Here is a 17,080-nt window from a genome sequence, read left to right as displayed (position 1 = left end):
AAAAATCAAGGTCAAGGAGACCTCCATGCACTTAAAAAAAATCGCTACCGCCGCCACCTTGTTGATCTGCACCCTCCCGGCCGTCAGTCAGGCACGTGACACCGCCGTTTATCTGCCACTGGACAAAGCCGTTGCCGAAGCCACTCGCGCCGGCAAAATTGACGGGAGCGTGAAGTTCTACCTGGCGGGCAATACCCCTGCCGGCCCGGTCACCGTCTTGAGCGCGGGCGCGGTCACCAACAAGAAAACCAACGCCTTCAACAAGTCTGACGAAGTCGCCTGTGAATGGGTTGCACAGTCGGCCATCATCAGCCTGCACCAGGCCGCCAAAAACGCCGGCGCCAACGCGGTGACCAACATCGTCAGTTTCTACAAAAGCAACGAGCGCAAGGATGCCAAAAACTACGAATGCCACGCCGGCGCGATCATGGCGGGGGTTGCGTTGAAAGGTGATCTGGCGAAGGTTCAGTAAGGGCGGAGTGTGCGAGCGCTATCGCTCGCTGCAACGACGCACAACCTGCAGCAGCGGGCGCAGCCTGCGTCTGGCCGCATCAGCTGTGCAGCGGTCGTTAACCAGTAAAGCGCAGTCAAAACAACAGGTCGCATCAGCCGTTGATGCGGCTGCTGCGCAACCGGACGCAGGCTTCGCCAGCTACTACGGGAACTGTGTTGTTTTCAGGGTAATCGTTTCACTTGCTGGGACAGAAAGTCCCAGTCACCCCTTCCATCGGCTCAACCCTGCTCGTCAACAACTCCACGAACGCCCTCGCCATCGGCGACTTCTGGTCCTTGCGTTGCACCAGCCACACCGCTGATACCGCTGCGGGATCCAGCAATGGTCGATAGACCACACCGTCAATGCGCATCCGCTGATACGACGCGGGCAACACCGAGACCCCCAACCCTGCCGCAACCAGGCCGATGATGGTCATGGCCTCCCCAGCTTCCTGAGCAAAGTGCGGGCTGAATCCCGCGTCCCGCGCCAGGTTGAGCAACTGCGCGTACAGACCACTGCCGTAACTGCGCGGGAAAAATACGAACGGCTCGAGCGCCAATGCCGACAGGAACAAACCTTCCTCGCTCCCGCTGACCAGCGGATGTTTGGAACTGAGCACCGCCACCAGCGGTTCACGCATCAATTCCACGACACAAAGCGAGTCCGGCAAGCCCAGCGGCCGCATGATCCCCACTTCAATCGATTCATCCACCAGCGCATCGGCAACCTGGGTGCTACTCATTTCCCGCAGGTGCAGGTGCACCGCCGGAAACCGCTGGCGAAAGGCGAAAATCGCCTGCGGGATGGTCGAATTGAACGGTGCGGATGAAGTAAAACCGATCTTCAATTCACCCAACTCGCCCAACTGCGCGCGCCTCGCCACATCGGCTGCCTTGTCGACTTGCGCCAGCACCAGTCGCGCCTCTTGCAGAAACAACCGCCCAGCCTCGCTCAGCTCGACCCGACGATTGGTTCGCTCAAACAACCGCGCGCCCACCTCCTGTTCCAGCGCTTGAATCTGCTGGCTCAGGGGCGGTTGCGAGATGCCCAGCACCTGAGCGGCGCGGCCGAAGTGCAGTTCTTCGGCGACGGCGATGAAGTAGCGCAGGTGACGCAATTCCATGAAGACTCCATTAGGTCGCAAAACATCTCAAACAGGTCGAACAATATATTGGATTGAATCATTAGGCGGCTATATGCTTTTTTCCATTGCCTGACCGGCTGCCCCCTCCGAGGTCTGACGTGAAAACTGCTGTTGCTCCACTCGCCCATGAAGTCCCGCCTGCTGCGCTGGATGATGTCGTCGCCGAGCTCAAGGAGATCTACATCGAGAAAGGCACGCCGATGTTCATGCGCACGGTGCTGGCGCTGTTCTGTGGCGGCTTTGCGACGTTTGCGCTGCTCTACTGCGTGCAACCGATGATGCCGTTGCTGTCCCACGAGTACTCGATCAACGCAGCGCAGAGCAGCCTGATTCTTTCGGTCGCCACCGGCATGCTCGCCTTTGGTCTGCTGATCACCGGCCCGATCTCGGACCGGGTCGGACGCAAACCGGTCATGGTCGCGGCGCTGTTTGCCGCGGCCCTGTGCACCCTTGCCAGTTCGATGATGCCGAGCTGGCACGGGGTGCTGCTGATGCGTGCGTTGATCGGCTTGTCGTTGAGTGGTCTGGCGGCGGTCGCCATGACTTACCTGAGCGAGGAAATCCACCCGCAACACATCGGTCTCGCGATGGGCTTGTATATTGCTGGCAACGCCATCGGCGGCATGAGCGGACGCTTGATTACCGGGGTATTGATCGATTTCGTCAGTTGGCACATGGCGATGCTGGTCATTGGCGCACTGGCGTTGATCGCAGCGGCGGTGTTCTGGAAGATCCTCCCGCAGTCGCGCAACTTCCGCCCCCGCTCGCTGCACCCGCGCAGCCTGATCGACGGCTTCACCCAGCACTTTCGCGATGCCGGCCTGCCGCTGTTGTTTCTCGAAGCGTTCGTCCTGATGGGCGCGTTTGTCACGCTGTTCAACTACATCGGCTATCGCCTGCTGGCTGCGCCGTACAACATGGACCAGGCCTACGTCGGCCTGCTGTCGGTGGTGTACCTGTCCGGCATTTACAGCTCGGCGAAAATCGGTGCACTGGTGGACCGGCTCGGACGCCGCAAGGTTCTATGGGCGACCATCGCTGTGATGCTTGTGGGCCTCGGCCTGACCCTGTTTACGCCGCTGCCGCTGGTGATCATGGGCATGCTGATTTTCACCTTCGGCTTCTTTGGCGCACATTCGGTGGCGAGCAGCTGGATCGGCCGTCGCGCCCTCAAAGCCAAAGGGCAGGCCTCTTCGCTCTATCTGTTCAGTTACTACGCCGGGTCGAGTATTGCGGGGACGGCGGGCGGGGCGTTCTGGCACCTGGGCGGGTGGAACGGGATCGGGCTGTTCATCGCAGCGTTGCTGGTGGTGGCGTTGTTGATTGCGTTGAAGCTGGCGAAATTGCCGTTGCTGCCGGGAAGCACCCCGACTACCTGAGCACCAGCCGAGCCTCAAGCACCGCATCACGCTTTTCCAGGGTCAGCGAATGCAGCGCAACGCCTTCACGCTCTATGCGGTCCAGCCACTGCAGCAACGCTTTTGCATCACCACTGAGGGTCAGACGCAATCCCTCGTTGTCGGCTTCCATTTGAGCAATGTCCAGCCCCGCCACTGTCGTGCTTTCACTGACGTGCAGTGACAAGGGTTGGGTGATGGCGGATAGCTTGCCTTGCGGCTGCGCCTGCTGCAGCTGGACTGACAGCTGTTGTTGCTGCAGATATTGACGCTCGGCGCTTGCCAAACGCTGGCGTGTCGGCTGCCAGATCAGACTGAACGCCACGACCACCAGTAAAAAAATGCCCAACGCTTGCAGCAGCCGTTGCTCGCGACGGGAAATACCTCGCCATATTGCCTTCATGCCTCATCCTCCACGCTCAGGGTCGCCTGCACCCGGTCGCTCTGTTTACTCGCACTGTCGAGGCTAATGGGCATGCCCTGTTGACGTCCGCGCTCGCGCAGTTGCTCAAGCTCGGCAAAGCTGTTGGCGGTCAGCAGGATTTTCCAGCCACCACCGACGCGATATTCGATTCGCCGAACCTCGACGTGGCTGGCACCGACGACTTGCTCAACCAGTTTCACCAGACCGCTGATACGCGTGTTCTGTGGTTCAATACGCGGGCTCTGGAGCATTTTCAGTTGCGTTGCAACATCAACGATGCGCTGCTGATCCGGGTACAGCGCTTTGAAGCGATCTTCGTTCCGGCCGGCGAGGTGTTGAGTTTCACTGGCAAGGAAACGAATTCGTGTTTCACCGGCCGCCCAGGTCATCAGCAACAAAGTCAGCAGCGCCAGACACGCCGGACGCCAAGGCAGACGTTTTCGACGCGCAGCGAAATCGCCCTGCATCAGATCGATTGCCTGTGTGTTTCGCGCAGTCATCCATTGCTCGAACGCATCTGTTCCCTGACGCTCGTCGAGCCATAGCGCGTCGTTGGACAAGGCCGGTCCAAGCAGCTGCAGATCAGCCTTCGAAAGCGCCATGCGCACATTAAGCGCTCCACCCAATAGCCAACGCCCGAACCACCAAACGCCCCGCGGTTGATCGGCGGGTAAAAGATCGGCATCGACGAACACTGAACGCGCCTCAATGCCCGACTCCGCCAGCAATGCCAGAACCCTGGCAAATCGATCACGATTGATCGCCATCAGCGGATAACGCCCGTCCCGGTCACGCGGGCCTGCGCTCAGATGCAACTGTTCCAGCGGCTCGCTTAACTGATCTTCCACCGAAAACACCAGGGTTGGCGTGCTCGGCCGGCGTCGGGACGGCCACGGATCAGTGCGTACCCAACTGCACAACTCCATTGGCAACATGACCATGATCGTTTGGCCCTGCAACGTCTGCGCGACTTGATTCAGCGGCAACAACTGCCGCTGACCGGCCCCTGACCACACGCAGCAAGGCCACTCGTTCGACGCCTCGGCGCAACCTTCGGGGGTGAGGTAAAGCCAGGTATTCATCGCGACATCTCGGGGCTGCTAAAAGGAAGAAAACGTCGTTGCAGGACGCTCAGACGATGGGTCTTGAGGTCGCGTTCGACATCGGTGGCGAGCCGCAATGTGCGCTGGCGCTGGGACACTTTTACGGTGATTCGGAACCAGCGACTGCCGATGCCGAGGCCATGGCTGCTCAGGGTCGCATCGGCGAGAAGCGGGTCGTGCGTGAACGCTTGAACGCTTGCCCATGCGCGGGTGGAACGCTGGCGTACCAGTGCGTCCGCCGTTGCCGCCTCCAGGCCATCGAGTGTTTGCAACACCAGCGTCGGGGCGGTGTTTACGTTCAACGCCGCCTCCTTGGGCAGCAACGCCACCCAAGGTTCGAGTTGTTGCAGCAACTGCCCGTCGACGCCTGGCAGAAGCCGCAGCTGGCTCAGTTCGCGCAAAGCCCCCACCTGTTCCAGCTCCAGCGGCGGCAGACCGAGCAAGGCCAACAAGCGCGCCCAGCGGCCGAGAGTCACCTGATCGATTTTGCCCTCGAGCAACAGCGAATTGAGATTGAACCGTCCGGCCAGGTCTTCGATTGCAACGTCGACTTGTGCGTCCTCCAAAGCGAAATCGGGGGCCGAGCGCGCCCAGTCCTGAGTCAGGTCGACGCTTTTCTGCCCGGCTGCTGCCGCCGCTGATGCTTCCTGCAGCAGCGCCAGCGCCCATGTTTCACCGGCCATGGCGAGCTGGCGCAGATGGAGTTGCTGCAGCTGTTGCCCACTGCTTTGCAGCGACACTCGATGGTCACGCAGCAAGGCGCCGGTGATCAGTAGCGCCAGGCTCATGACCAGCAAGACACTGATCAAGGCGATGCCACGTTGCCGACCGTTCATGGCAATGCACCGGGCAACAGCAACACGCGACGGATCGATTCGAAGCGCCCGGTCGACACCTGCAGTTCCAACGCCATGGGTGCCTTCGAACCACGCTCGGCCGGCCAATCGCTGCGCCATCCGCCTTCAGCGGCGAACAGCCGCCAGCTCAGATGCTGAACATCGTCGAGCAGCTTTTGCCGCTGCACCACTGGAATGTGTTCAGCCTGGCTCTCACGCCAGAGCGTGCCATTGACGAGTCGATAGCTCAGCGTTTGCCGTTCACTGCGCGGCTGATCCAGTGGATTACGCCAGTTGCTGCGCTGCAATTGCAGCACGCCCGTCGTCAACACAACAGGCTGCTCGGTGGCCTGCAGCAGATCGCGCTCGATCACCGCCACGGCCCGTTGCAGGCTGCGGAACTCATTTTCGTGAGCAGCAACGCTCTGTTGCGTGCGGACTACGGTGTCGAATAATCGCCAACTGGCGAGCCCCAACACAGCGAAAATTGCCAGAGCGATTACCAGTTCCAGCAGGGTAAAGCCAAGTTGCCTATTCATGACGGGCGGGTATCCAGCCACTGGCGCGATGGACCGTCTGCTCGCCACCGGCAAGGCCTACGTCAATATCGACCTGAAGCAGGCGCTGATCACTTGCGGTGCTGACGCGTTGTTGCAGCAGCCAATCGCGACGATTCATCGCCACAATATCTTGCGATTGACCGACCGCCACCCCGGACTGCAGGCGCAATTCGTTCAACTGATTATCCGCCAACCACGCGGCAACCAGCCGCTCCTCCACCCGACCGGTCTGTTTGACGACATATTGACTGGCCGATAGCGCAGCCGCCGCCAACGTCGAAAAAATCGCCAACGCAACCATGATTTCCAGCAAGGTAAACCCGCGCATGCGCGACACCGACACCCTCTTAACCATCGATCACTGCCTCGCCGATGCCGTCGCTGGAAAGGTTAAGCCACGTCGTGTCTGCACTGGCGAAGGTCAGCGAAAAAGCGCTGGTTTCATCGCTGCTGAGCATCAGCAATTGCGGTGGTCCGTCGTCGACGCCCAGGTCCACGAATTGACTGTCCACCTCAAGTTGCGGTCGCAGATTTTCCGGCCATCGATTTAACGCCGCGAGCGGCTGCCAGCCCTCACCTTCCAGAGCCATCGCCCGATACCCGTCAACGCTGAGGCGCAAACCATATTCCTGCCCTTCGAGCACCGCTCGTTCACGCAGCTGCTGGATCATGCCGGCGATGCCTTCTGCTTCCTGCCGGGCCTGACGCGCCGGATTCGGCCCGGTGGCAAAACTCACCATGCCCAGCAGCACCCCGATCAAGACAATCACGATCATCAATTCGAGCAAGGTGAATCCCCGGCAACGCTGTCGCATCAGTCAGCCGTCCAGTTGCCGATGTCGGCGGCATGGCCTTCGCCACCGGCAACACCGTCGGACCCCAACGAGTACAGGTCGTAGCTGCCATCAACGGATTGAACACCCGGATTGAGGAATTGATAAGGCGTGCCCCACGGGTCCACCGGAAGGCTTTTCAGGTATCCCTGAGGGTTCCAGTTCCGCGCAGCGGGCGTGCCCGAAGGACGTTTGCTCAACGCTTCGAGCCCTTGTTGCGTCGAGGGATAGTGAGAGTTGTCGAGGCGGTACATTTCCAGCGCAGTGGCAATCGCCTGGACATCGATTTTGGCCGCGGTGACTTTGGCCTGATCGGGCCGGCTCATGAACTGCGGCACCACGATGGCCCCGAGCACACCGATGACGACGACCACCACCATGATTTCGATCAGGGTAAAACCGCGCTGGGCGAGAGGCGTGTTGTTGCGTAAGGATTTCATGGATCAATTCACCAACTGATTGAGGCTGAGAATCGGTAGAAGAATGGCCATGACGATGAGCAGCACGACGCCACCCATCACCACCAGCATGGCCGGTTCGAAAAGACTGACGACCAGTGCGATACGTGCCGCCAGGCTGCTTTCCTGTTGTTCGGCAGCGCGCACCAGCATCTGGTCAAGTTCGCCGGCACGTTCGCCGCTGGCGATCATGTGCAGCATCATCGGCGGGATGTCGCCGCTCAGTTCCAGGCCTCGGGTCAGGGTGCCGCCTTCGCGAACCGAGCGCGCGACGTCGACCATGCGGGCGCGAATCGTCAGGTTGCCGATCACCGCAGCGGCGATCTCCAGCGCGTCTACCAGCGGCACGGCACTCTTGCCGAGAATCGCCAACGTGCTGGCAAATCGCGCCGCTTCCATCGCTCGCAACACCTCGCCGGCAACCGGGATTTGCAACGCCAGCCGATGCCAGCGCAGACGCCATTCGGGTTGGCGCAAACTCCAGCGCCAAAGGCTGATCAACGCTCCCAAAACGCCTGTGACCAGCAGTCCATGGTTACGCAAACCGTCACTCAGGCCGATCAGCGCCTGGGTGAGCCAAGGCAGCGGTTGACCGCTGTCGACGAAAATTTTCACCACGTCGGGCACCACGTAACCGAGCAGAAAACCGACAATTGCCACACTCGCCAGCATCAGAATCAGCGGGTAAACCAAGGCCATCTGGATTTTTTGCCGCGAGGCCTGACGCGCCTGGGTGTAGGCTGCCAACTGTTCCAGCACCTGGCCCAAATGCCCGGAACGTTCCCCTGCCGCGACGGTGGCGCGAAACAATTCAGGGAACGCTTTGGGGAACTGCCCGAGCGCCATCGACAGAGCATGGCCCTCCATCACCCGACTCCGGACCACCGACAGCACGCCCGCGACCTTGCGCCTGGCGCTCTGTTTGGCCACGGCCTCCAGCGCTTCTTCCAGCGGCAATCCCGCCTGAATCAGAGTGGACAGCTGCAAAGTCAGCAACGCCAGATCCGCCGCACTCATGCGCGCGCCGCGAGGCTGAGCGCCTGAACCGGCGGCACTCGCCACCTCACTCAGCTCCAGCAGCCACAGGCCGCGCTCACGCATCAGCTGTCGCGCATGGCGTGGACTGTCGGCTTCCAGGCGCCCTTTGCAGCGTCGGCCGTCAGCATCGTCAGCGCGGTAATCGAAGGTCGGCAACGTTTACTACTCCTGAGTGACTCGCAGCAGTTCGTCCAGACTGGTCACACCGTCCAGCACCCGTTGCCGACCGTCCTGAAACAGGCTGCGCGACAGCTTGCGTGTTTCCTGGAGCAACGCCTGCTCGCTGGCGCCTTGATGGATGAGGGCGGACACTGCCGGGGTGATGCTGATCAGCTCGTAGATCCCGATACGGCCTCGATAACCGTGCTGACAGCGCTCACAGCCCACCGCCGAGAACAGTTGCGGCGATGTCGAAGCGCTCAGTCCCAGACGCTGGCACTGCAAGGCATCGGCGCTGGACGCCACCTTGCAATGCGGACACAACCTGCGCAGTAAACGCTGCGCCAGGACGCCCACCAGCGATGACGCCAGCAGGTAGGGATCGACGCCCATGTCCACCAGCCGCGTGACCGCGCCCACCGCGCTGTTGGTGTGCAAGGTCGAGAGCACCAGATGCCCGGTCAACGACGCCTGCACGGCGATTTCCGCGGTTTCGCGATCACGGATTTCGCCGACCATCACCACGTCCGGGTCCTGACGCAGTATCGCCCGCAAGCCGCGGGCGAATGTCATGTCCACTTTGGGATTGACCGGCATCTGCCCGACGCCGGGCAGGTGATATTCGATGGGATCTTCGACCGTCAGAATGTTGCGCGTCTGATCATTGAGGCTGCTCAGCGCGGCATACAGGCTGGTGGTCTTGCCGGAACCGGTCGGGCCGGTCACCAGCAGGATGCCGTGAGGTTTGGCGAGCAGTTGGCGCAACACGGCGAGCGTGTCTTCGGGCATGCCCAGTCGTGGCAACTCAAGGCGTCCCGCCTGTTTATCGAGGAGGCGCAGCACTACCCGTTCACCGTGCGCAGAAGGCAATGTCGAGACCCGCACATCGACCTCATGCCCGGCCAGCCGCAGCGCTATTCGACCATCCTGCGGCACACGTTTTTCCGCAATGTCCAGGCGCGCCATGACTTTGATTCGCGACACCAGCAAGGTCGCCAGCTCTCGTCGCGGTCGCAGCATTTCGCGCAGTTGCCCATCGATCCGCATCCGCACCGAGAGGTACTGCTCGAAGGTTTCCAGGTGCACGTCCGAAGCTTGCTCGCGCACCGCTTCGCTGAGCAGGGCGTTGATCAAGCGGATGATCGGCGCATCGCCTTGCTGCTCCAGCAAGTCGGCGGTCTGCGGCACTTGATCGACCAGGCTGAGCAAGTCGAGTTCGTCGTCCAGCCCTTGCGCAACCTGCTCCGCCGCGCTCTGTCCTTCGCGGTAAGCGACGGCCAGACGCTTGGCGAATTCTTCAGCTTCGAGCATTCTCAGAGGCAGATCCCGGCCGCACACCCTGCGCGCTTCAGCCACTGCGGTCAGCGGCGTATCGGCACGTAATGCGAGGATCGGTTCAGGTCCTTCGCGCTCCAGCAACACGCCAAAACGCCGGGCGAAGCCGAACGGTAATTGCGTAGGGCTGCCACCCGTTTCGTTCATGGAGCCACCGGCGTTTGTTTGCGCAAATCGAACACGGGTGCATCGCTGACCGGGTCGAACAAGTGGCGCGATTCTGCGGGCAGCAGCAAGGAATTGTTGCCCTGCGCACCCGGCTGGCTCAAGTCGCGCAGCGCGTTGTAGCGCTGCTGGCTCACATCCGCCAGGTCTTCTCTGCTGCGCACGATGGTCGGTCGCAGGAACACCATCAGATTACTTTTGGTTTGCGTATCCCGGCTCCAGCGAAACAGTGCGCCCAGATAAGGAATGTCCCGTAGTAACGGCACACCGCTGCGCTGGGTGCGCACACTGTCGCGAATCAAACCGCCGATCACGATGATCTCGCCATCGTCCGCGAGGATGGTGCTCTTGAGCGCGCGTTTGTTGGTGATCAAATCGGAAGAATCGATGCCGGAAACCGAGGGCGCAATGTCCGAAGCCTCTTGCTCCACCTCCAGACGTAACGTTGATCCTTCGTTGATATACGGCTTTATCTTCAGACTGATGCCAACGTCCTTGCGCTCGACGGTGGTGAACGGATTATCCGCGCCGTCACTGCCGGTGGTGTAAGAGCCTGTCTTGAACGGGACATTTTGGCCGACGATGATTTCGGCTTGCTGATTGTCCAGCGTCAGCAGGCTTGGCGTGGATAGCAGGTTGCTGCGCGTGTTGCTGGCCAGCGCCGATATCAATGCTCCGAAGCGGTCGCCGCCCAGCTGCAGGACCGCGCCTTCCGGTGCAGATTTTGTTTCGTCAAAGTTCAGGCCACCCACGATCGGAATATCAGTGCCGGGAAAATTGATGAAGCCTTTGGCACTGCCGGTATTCAAGCCCCACTGGACACCCACGGCTTCAGCGATGTCGCCGGAAATTTCGACGATGGCGGCATGGATCAGCACCTGGGCTCGCGGCTGGTCCAACTGGCGGACGATGTTTTCGATGGTGCGAATCTGTGCAGGCTCGGCGATCAGCACCAGGGCATTCTGACTTTCGTCAGCCTTGATCATGAACGTCGCGCTGGGAGAATTATCCTTGGCACCACTGATGGCGGATGCCTGTTTTCTGACCTGCCCCATGGTTTCCAGCACCTCGGCCAATTGCTTGGCATCGCTGTGGCGCAAACGAATAACGCGGGCATTGTCGAGGTTCGCGGTCGCCGGGGTATCAAGACCGCGAGCAAGGTCGAGCAGGCGCTGCCGAACGGCGGTTGGGCCAATGAGAATCAGCCGATTGGTACGGCTGTCGGCCAGCACCTGGATCGCCGTATCAGCGTTGCGCTTGCCCAGCGAGGATTCGATGATGGTCGCCACATCCGCGGCTTGGGCGTGACGTAATTGCACCACGGCATGCAGGTTGTTCTGACCGGAATCGAGCTGAGCCACGACCTTGGCGATACGGCCGACATTGGCGGCAGTATCGGTGACGACCAGCGCGTTCGCCGAAACGGACGGGCCGACATAGCCGTTGACCGAGACCAGCGGCCGCACCAGACCGGCAATGTCCGACGCGCTGCTGGTGTCGAGTTCGATGACCTGAGTGATGAACTGCGATGGCGTGGCATTCGTCGTCATGCCTTGGCCCGCTCGGCTCTTGGCTTCGGTGACCGGCGTGATCAGGATTCGGTCGCCTTCATCAATGACCGTGAAGTTGTGGGCATCCAGCACCGAATAGAACAACCGGCGAACGCCTTCGCGGTCGAGGGCTTTTTGAGACATGACAGTGATGCGCCCGCTCACTCTGGGGTCGAGCACTACCGTTGTGCCGAGAATGGTCGAGAACTCTTCGACGATATCGCGCAGTTCGGCATTGTTCATCGCCAGCTGCCACTTTTGTTCCTCCGCCCGCAGCAGGCCGGGAACGCTCGCCAACGTAAAAATGCCAAATAAAAACAGGGAGCGCAGCATCTGCGCGCCGGTGAAGCTGTTCATGGGATTGATCACTCTGACTGCCCGGAAAGCGGGCGTAAAAAACGCGTTGAAACGGCGGGCGCCGATGTCTGTTTTGGCGCTTCGAACGGACGCAGAAAAGGTGCGGTGGCTGGCTGCAGCGCCAACAGTTCTTCGCGCCCCTTGTTCCACAGCACAACCTGAGTGACCTCGACCCGACGCAGGACACTGCCGCCCGGCAATTGCTCACCCACCTGATAGAGGCGCGGGCCTTGCGCGTCTGCCAACAGCGCTTTGGAGAGGCCGTTGCTCTGAATGAAACTGGCATGCAAAGTCAGCGGCTCCGCGCTGGGCAACGGCGATGCTTCAGCCGTCAGGCCGAGCAATGTAGCGATAGCCGTCGTATTCAAAGGTGCAGGGGCAGGCACCAGCGACGCCGGAGCGATGCCTGGTATCGCCAATGTCATGCTTTCGCGAAAGCGCATCTCCTGCCAAAACAAAAACACCACGTAGCCAATGGGCAGAACCAGAAGGCAGCTGTTTCGCAGGTAAATGCCGAGACGCTCGATTGTCCACGTCCTATGTTTCGCGACTGGATCAACCAAGGTGTTCACTTTGACGATTGAGGCTCGGGGACTCGAAGCTGGCTCCACAAAATGTGCAGGCCAGCGTCCAGCCAATGACCGCCGCCGGCAGCCGGTGCAACCAGACTCGCAGGGTGGAATAATCCAATGTGATCATTTTCAGCTCGGTATATCAGAAGAAAAGTCCTTCTGGCGATCCGTCGCGGATCGCCAGAAGTGTTACGAGGTGGGCTTAGAGTTTGTCCCACGCCATTTGCCAGTGCGCACCGACGCCTGGTTCAAAACCGTTGGCGGTCGGGGTGTACTGCTTGCAGTAGCCGGACTCAGGGAATGGCTTGCACTCGAAGACTTCATTGGTCTTGGGCTGCAATACTTTGGTACCCGCGGTGTACCCACTGACGCCTTCGGGGAAAACGAAGTCATAGTCGGCACCGGCACCCTCACCGGTGAGGGTGGTTGGCTGGGTATCCTGGCGAGTGGTGCGCCCGTCAAGAGTGGTGCCAATCAGTGTCAGGGTGTGTTTGCCGGGGTTGCTGCGAACGTCCATGACCAATTGGGCAGTGCCGCTGTCCACTTGGGCCGAGGTCGTGCCGACAGGCTTGTTGCTCTCATCGAACAAGGTCGCTTCGACGTTCATCTTGCGATTGGCGATCATGCTGAAATCGACTTTGACTCGGCCCTTGTCCAGAACGTATTCAGTTTGCTGAGAAGCGATCGACATGCGGGCTGCCGCGTCTTCCTTCATGTCCAGCTGCACTTCGTAGCGGGTCACGCCGCTTTCTTTTTGCGCGTACAGGCTGTTGTTGCCTTTCACCGGCTCGATGTTGCCGTTTTCATCACGTACACCGGCGCGTACAAGGGTGTGGGTCGCGTTGATTTTTTCGGCCAGTTTGAAAGACCAGTTGTCAGGCAGGCCTTGCTCGGCGGTGTCGATGGAGGTTTCGACGCTGTATTGCGTGCTTTCCCCGTCGGCTGTGAAGGCCCGTGCCTTGACCTTGTCACCGACCAATAGCCCTGTCGAAGGGGAGATGCCCCCTACAGCAGACCAACCGCCAGGCAGCGAAGGTTCAGCAAGGATATTGACATCGGTCGCGTTGTAGAACGCCGCGTCGGTGTCACCAACTGTCCAGATGGCCAGGATGACATGGTGGCCCGATTTGTCTTCAGGCACGGTGCAGTTGTGTTTCGTGCCGGAGACCGGCAACTGGTCGCCGCCGTCAATGGTGCAGAACGGCGTGCTTTCAAAGGAGGCACGTTTCAGCGATTCGTTCGGGTTCCAGCCATTGCGGGTAATGAAATACTCGTGTTTGGTCGTTCGATGAGCAGCGGTGTATTGCCACTGGAAGTCGATGTTGCGTTCCTTGATTTCAGTCAGCTGCCACCGGGCGGCGGACTGGGCGTCCATGGCTGAGAACCTCGGAGTGCCGCCACTGGCGATTTTGCCATCGACCGGCCCCTGCAACGGAGCACCGCCGACGCCTGCCGGGAAGCCCTTGAACGTTTCACCGACAGCTTGCGGCTCGTATTGAGCGCCACCGCAGTCGGTGTTAACGCCTTTTTGGCAAAGCAATGCCCGCGAAGGCGGTACGTCCAGATAGCCGTGAGCAGAAACAGATTGCGAAGCGAGCATTGCCGATATCAGGATCACTGAAGAGGTGCAGGTGGTGAATGCACTGCTCTTCTTGAAATTATTATTCATGACGTATTCCAGACTGCTTATCGAAGGTAAGGCGCCTGAGGCGCCAATTTTTGCGATATAGCCGGGTGCGGAGGGCACCGAGCTACGGGCCGGAACGTTACGGAAATACTTTTGATCCCGATGTAGGAATAATCTCAAGACATGACGAGAAACGTCGCGGCATGCGGCAGGAAACAGCTACCTGTGCGGCCATCTGAGGCAGAGTGAAAACACTCCTTCAACCAGTGATGTTTTATCTACGAGTTTTTCCTTGCGCGCATAAAAAAGCCTGCCCGGCACTCGTCCGGACAGGCGTCAGATACTGCAGAATCAGTTACTCGTGATACGGCGCCGACAACTCATGCACTGCGCGCAAGAACGCGCCGGCGTGCTCCGGATCGACTTCCGGGGTGATGCCATGGCCGAGGTTGAACACATGGCCGCTGCCTTTGCCGTAGCTGGCGAGAATCCGCCCCACTTCCGTACGAATGGCCTCCGGTTTGGCGTACAGCACGGTCGGGTCCATGTTGCCTTGCAAGGCAACTTTTTCGCCGACGCGCGCACGGGCGTTGCCGATGTCGCACGTCCAGTCCAGGCCCAGTGCGTCGGCACCGGCGTCGGCAATGCTTTCCAGCCACAGGCCGCCGTTCTTGGTGAACAGGATAACCGGCACTTTACGGCCTTCGTGTTCACGGATCAGGCCGCTGACGATTTTACGCATGTAGGCCAGGGAGAACTCCTGGTACGCCGCCGCCGAGAGGTTGCCGCCCCAGGTGTCGAAGATCTGCACCGCTTGAGCGCCAGCCTTGATTTGGCCGTTGAGGTAGCTGGTGACCGATTGTGCGAGCTTGTCCAGCAGCAGGTGCATGGCTTGCGGGTTGTCGTAGAGCATGGCCTTGGTCTTGCGGAAGTCTTTCGACGAACCGCCTTCGACCATGTAAGTAGCGAGAGTCCACGGGCTGCCGGAGAAACCGATCAGCGGCACACGGCCGTTCAGTTCGCGGCGAATGGTGCTGACCGCGTCCATGACGTAGCCGAGGTCTTTGTGCGGATCAGGAATCGGCAGGGCTTCGATGTCGGCCATCGTGCTGACGACTTTCTTGAAGCGCGGACCTTCACCGGTTTCGAAGTACAGGCCCTGGCCCATCGCGTCGGGGATGGTCAGGATGTCCGAGAAGAGGATCGCCGCGTCCAGCTGCGGATAGCGGTCGAGCGGTTGCATGGTGACTTCGCAAGCGAACTCCGGGTTCATGCACAGGCTCATGAAGTCACCGGCCTTGGCGCGACTGGCGCGGTATTCCGGGAGGTAGCGGCCAGCCTGACGCATCATCCAGACAGGCGTGACGTCTACGGGTTGCTTGAGCAGGGCACGAAGGAAACGGTCGTTCTTCAGGGCAGTCATGTCGGCATCCGGAAAAAAAGTGCGGGCATTTTCTCAGAGCGAGACGGAGAAAGACAGTGACTAGCGGCAAGTTAAAAGCGCGGTTGCTTCAACTTGCCGCTTGCAGCTTATAGCTCGAAGCTGGCGTCGTCAGACGCCCAGATAATCCAGTATCCCTTCAGCCGCATTGCGGCCTTCGAAGATCGCCGTCACCACCAGGTCAGAACCACGAACCATGTCCCCGCCGGCGAAGATTTTCGGGTTGCTGGTCTGGTGCTTGTACTGACCTTGCTCCGGCGCCACGACACGGCCCTGGCTGTCGGTCTGGATGCTGTACTGCTCGAACCAGGAAGCCGGGCTCGGGCGGAAACCGAAAGCGATCACCACAGCGTCGGCCGGGATAATCTCTTCGGAACCCGGGATCGGCTCGGGGCTGCGGCGGCCACGGGCGTCCGGTTCGCCGAGACGGGTCTCGACCACTTTGACGCCTTCGACATGATCCTCACCAACGATGGCGATCGGCTGGCGGTTGTAGAGGAACCTCACGCCTTCTTCCTTGGCGTTCTTCACCTCTTTGCGCGAACCCGGCATGTTTGCTTCGTCACGACGATAGGCGCAGGTCACTGATTTGGCGCCCTGACGAATCGACGTACGGTTGCAGTCCATCGCTGTGTCGCCGCCGCCCAAGACCACAACCCTTTTGCCTTTCATGTCGACGAAATCTTCCGGCGACTTTTCAAAGCCCAGGTTTCGGTTGACGTTGGCAATCAGGAAATCCAGCGCGTCGTGCACGCCGGGCAAATCTTCACCAGCGAAGCCGCCTTTCATGTAGGTATAAGTACCCATGCCCATGAACACGGCATCGTACTCGGCGAGCAGTTGCTCAATGGTCACGTCCTTGCCCACCTCAGTGTTCAGGCGGAACTCGATGCCCATGCCGGTGAAGACTTCGCGGCGATTGCTCAGCACGGTCTTTTCCAGCTTGAACTCGGGGATGCCGAAGGTCAGCAGACCGCCGATTTCCGGGTTCTTGTCGAACACCACCGGGGTCACCCCGCCGCGCACCAGCACGTCGGCACAACCCAGGCCAGCGGGGCCCGCACCGATGATCGCAACACGCTTGCCGGTCGGTACGACCTTGGACATGTCTGGGCGCCAGCCCATGGCGAACGCCGTGTCGGTGATGTACTTCTCGACCGAGCCGATGGTCACCGCGCCGAAACCGTCGTTGAGGGTGCAGGCACCTTCACACAGACGATCCTGCGGGCACACGCGCCCACAAACCTCCGGCAGCGTGTTGGTCTGATGCGACAACTCGGCGGCCTGAAGAATGTTGCCCTCGGCCACCAGTTTGAGCCAGTTAGGAATGAAGTTGTGCACCGGGCACTTCCATTCGCAATACGGGTTTCCGCAACCCAGGCAGCGGTGAGCCTGATCGGCCGAGTGCTGTGGTTTAAAGGGTTCGTAGATTTCCACGAACTCTTTCTTGCGTTGACGCAACAGTTTCTTCTTCGGATCTTTGCGCCCGACGTCGAGGAATTGGAAGTCGTTGCTAAGACGGTCGGTCATTCTTCAAAAACTCCTGGCAGCAGCTTCAAGCTACAAGCTTGAAGCTGCAATAAAA

At 60.2% G+C, this 17,080-nt stretch carries 17 protein-coding genes; 2 read left to right on the top strand and 15 right to left on the bottom strand.

Annotated elements, in window-relative coordinates:
- The first annotated feature begins 25 nt into the window (after positions 1-25).
- Positions 26-472 carry an excinuclease gene (locus ACYZT1_RS02685; RefSeq protein WP_462017546.1) on the top strand — a complete coding sequence of 149 codons (447 nt, stop codon included), beginning with the start codon at positions 26-28 and terminating at the stop codon, positions 470-472.
- A gap of 217 nt (positions 473-689) precedes the next feature.
- Here the strand turns inward: ACYZT1_RS02685 and ACYZT1_RS02680 are convergent, their stop codons facing one another.
- The gene (locus ACYZT1_RS02680; RefSeq protein ID WP_462017545.1) at positions 690-1,619 is read right to left on the bottom strand and encodes a LysR family transcriptional regulator; all 930 of its coding nucleotides are present in this window, start codon (positions 1,617-1,619) and stop codon (positions 690-692) included.
- A 167-nt stretch (positions 1,620-1,786) separates the two neighbouring features.
- Here ACYZT1_RS02680 and ACYZT1_RS02675 point away from each other — a divergent pair, with 167 nt between their 5' ends.
- Positions 1,787-3,019: an MFS transporter gene (locus ACYZT1_RS02675; protein ID WP_462019175.1), complete on the top strand. Its 1,233-nt coding sequence runs from the start codon at positions 1,787-1,789 to the stop codon at positions 3,017-3,019.
- On the opposite strand, the gene gspM is transcribed toward ACYZT1_RS02675, so the two are convergent.
- The 14 genes from gspM to ACYZT1_RS02605 form a co-directional block, all read right to left on the bottom strand.
- Positions 3,012-3,440, bottom strand: a complete 429-nt coding sequence (gene gspM / locus ACYZT1_RS02670; protein WP_462017544.1) for a type II secretion system protein GspM — start codon at positions 3,438-3,440, stop codon at positions 3,012-3,014. The genes ACYZT1_RS02675 and gspM overlap by 8 nt on opposite strands.
- Positions 3,437-4,543: a type II secretion system protein GspL gene (gene gspL / locus ACYZT1_RS02665; protein ID WP_462017543.1), complete on the bottom strand. Its 1,107-nt coding sequence runs from the start codon at positions 4,541-4,543 to the stop codon at positions 3,437-3,439. Before gspL ends, gspM begins: the two co-directional genes overlap by 4 nt.
- Entirely contained in the window at positions 4,540-5,400 is an 861-nt protein-coding gene (locus ACYZT1_RS02660; RefSeq protein WP_462017542.1) for a type II secretion system minor pseudopilin, read from the bottom strand. Before ACYZT1_RS02660 ends, gspL begins: the two co-directional genes overlap by 4 nt.
- The gene (gene gspJ, locus ACYZT1_RS02655; protein WP_462017541.1) at positions 5,397-5,939 is read right to left on the bottom strand and encodes a type II secretion system minor pseudopilin GspJ; all 543 of its coding nucleotides are present in this window, start codon (positions 5,937-5,939) and stop codon (positions 5,397-5,399) included. Before gspJ ends, ACYZT1_RS02660 begins: the two co-directional genes overlap by 4 nt.
- On the bottom strand, positions 5,932-6,315 hold the full coding sequence (gspI, locus tag ACYZT1_RS02650; RefSeq protein ID WP_462017540.1) for a type II secretion system minor pseudopilin GspI: 384 nt from the start codon (positions 6,313-6,315) through the stop codon (positions 5,932-5,934). Before gspI ends, gspJ begins: the two co-directional genes overlap by 8 nt.
- Positions 6,308-6,775, bottom strand: coding sequence for a type II secretion system minor pseudopilin GspH (gspH, locus tag ACYZT1_RS02645; RefSeq protein WP_462017539.1), 468 nt, complete (start codon positions 6,773-6,775; stop codon positions 6,308-6,310). The genes gspI and gspH overlap by 8 nt, the downstream gene beginning before the upstream one ends.
- A complete protein-coding gene (gene gspG, locus ACYZT1_RS02640; protein WP_462017538.1) occupies positions 6,775-7,233 on the bottom strand; it encodes a type II secretion system major pseudopilin GspG in 459 nt (152 codons plus the stop codon). The genes gspH and gspG overlap by 1 nt, the downstream gene beginning before the upstream one ends.
- Before the next feature lie 3 nt (positions 7,234-7,236).
- Positions 7,237-8,445: a type II secretion system inner membrane protein GspF gene (gene gspF, locus ACYZT1_RS02635; protein WP_462017537.1), complete on the bottom strand. Its 1,209-nt coding sequence runs from the start codon at positions 8,443-8,445 to the stop codon at positions 7,237-7,239.
- A 6-nt stretch (positions 8,446-8,451) separates the two neighbouring features.
- A complete protein-coding gene (gspE, locus tag ACYZT1_RS02630; protein ID WP_462017536.1) occupies positions 8,452-9,930 on the bottom strand; it encodes a type II secretion system ATPase GspE in 1,479 nt (492 codons plus the stop codon).
- Positions 9,927-11,855 (bottom strand): type II secretion system secretin GspD, encoded by a 1,929-nt coding sequence (gene gspD / locus ACYZT1_RS02625; protein WP_462017535.1) that lies wholly within the window; start codon positions 11,853-11,855, stop codon positions 9,927-9,929. The genes gspE and gspD overlap by 4 nt, the downstream gene beginning before the upstream one ends.
- An 8-nt stretch (positions 11,856-11,863) precedes the next feature.
- On the bottom strand, positions 11,864-12,298 hold the full coding sequence (locus tag ACYZT1_RS02620; RefSeq protein ID WP_462017534.1) for a type II secretion system protein N: 435 nt from the start codon (positions 12,296-12,298) through the stop codon (positions 11,864-11,866).
- A gap of 331 nt (positions 12,299-12,629) precedes the next feature.
- Positions 12,630-14,096: an N-acetylglucosamine-binding protein GbpA gene (gene gbpA, locus ACYZT1_RS02615; protein WP_462017533.1), complete on the bottom strand. Its 1,467-nt coding sequence runs from the start codon at positions 14,094-14,096 to the stop codon at positions 12,630-12,632.
- Positions 14,097-14,409: 313 nt separating this feature from the next.
- A complete protein-coding gene (gene hemE, locus ACYZT1_RS02610; protein WP_462017532.1) occupies positions 14,410-15,477 on the bottom strand; it encodes a uroporphyrinogen decarboxylase in 1,068 nt (355 codons plus the stop codon).
- Between the two features lie 129 nt (positions 15,478-15,606).
- Entirely contained in the window at positions 15,607-17,025 is a 1,419-nt protein-coding gene (locus ACYZT1_RS02605) for an FAD-dependent oxidoreductase (protein ID WP_462017531.1), read from the bottom strand.
- Positions 17,026-17,080: the final 55 nt, after the last annotated feature.

Source organism: Pseudomonas sp. PB3P13 (assembly GCF_054897735.1).
This window is presented reverse-complemented; position numbering and strand designations above follow the sequence as displayed.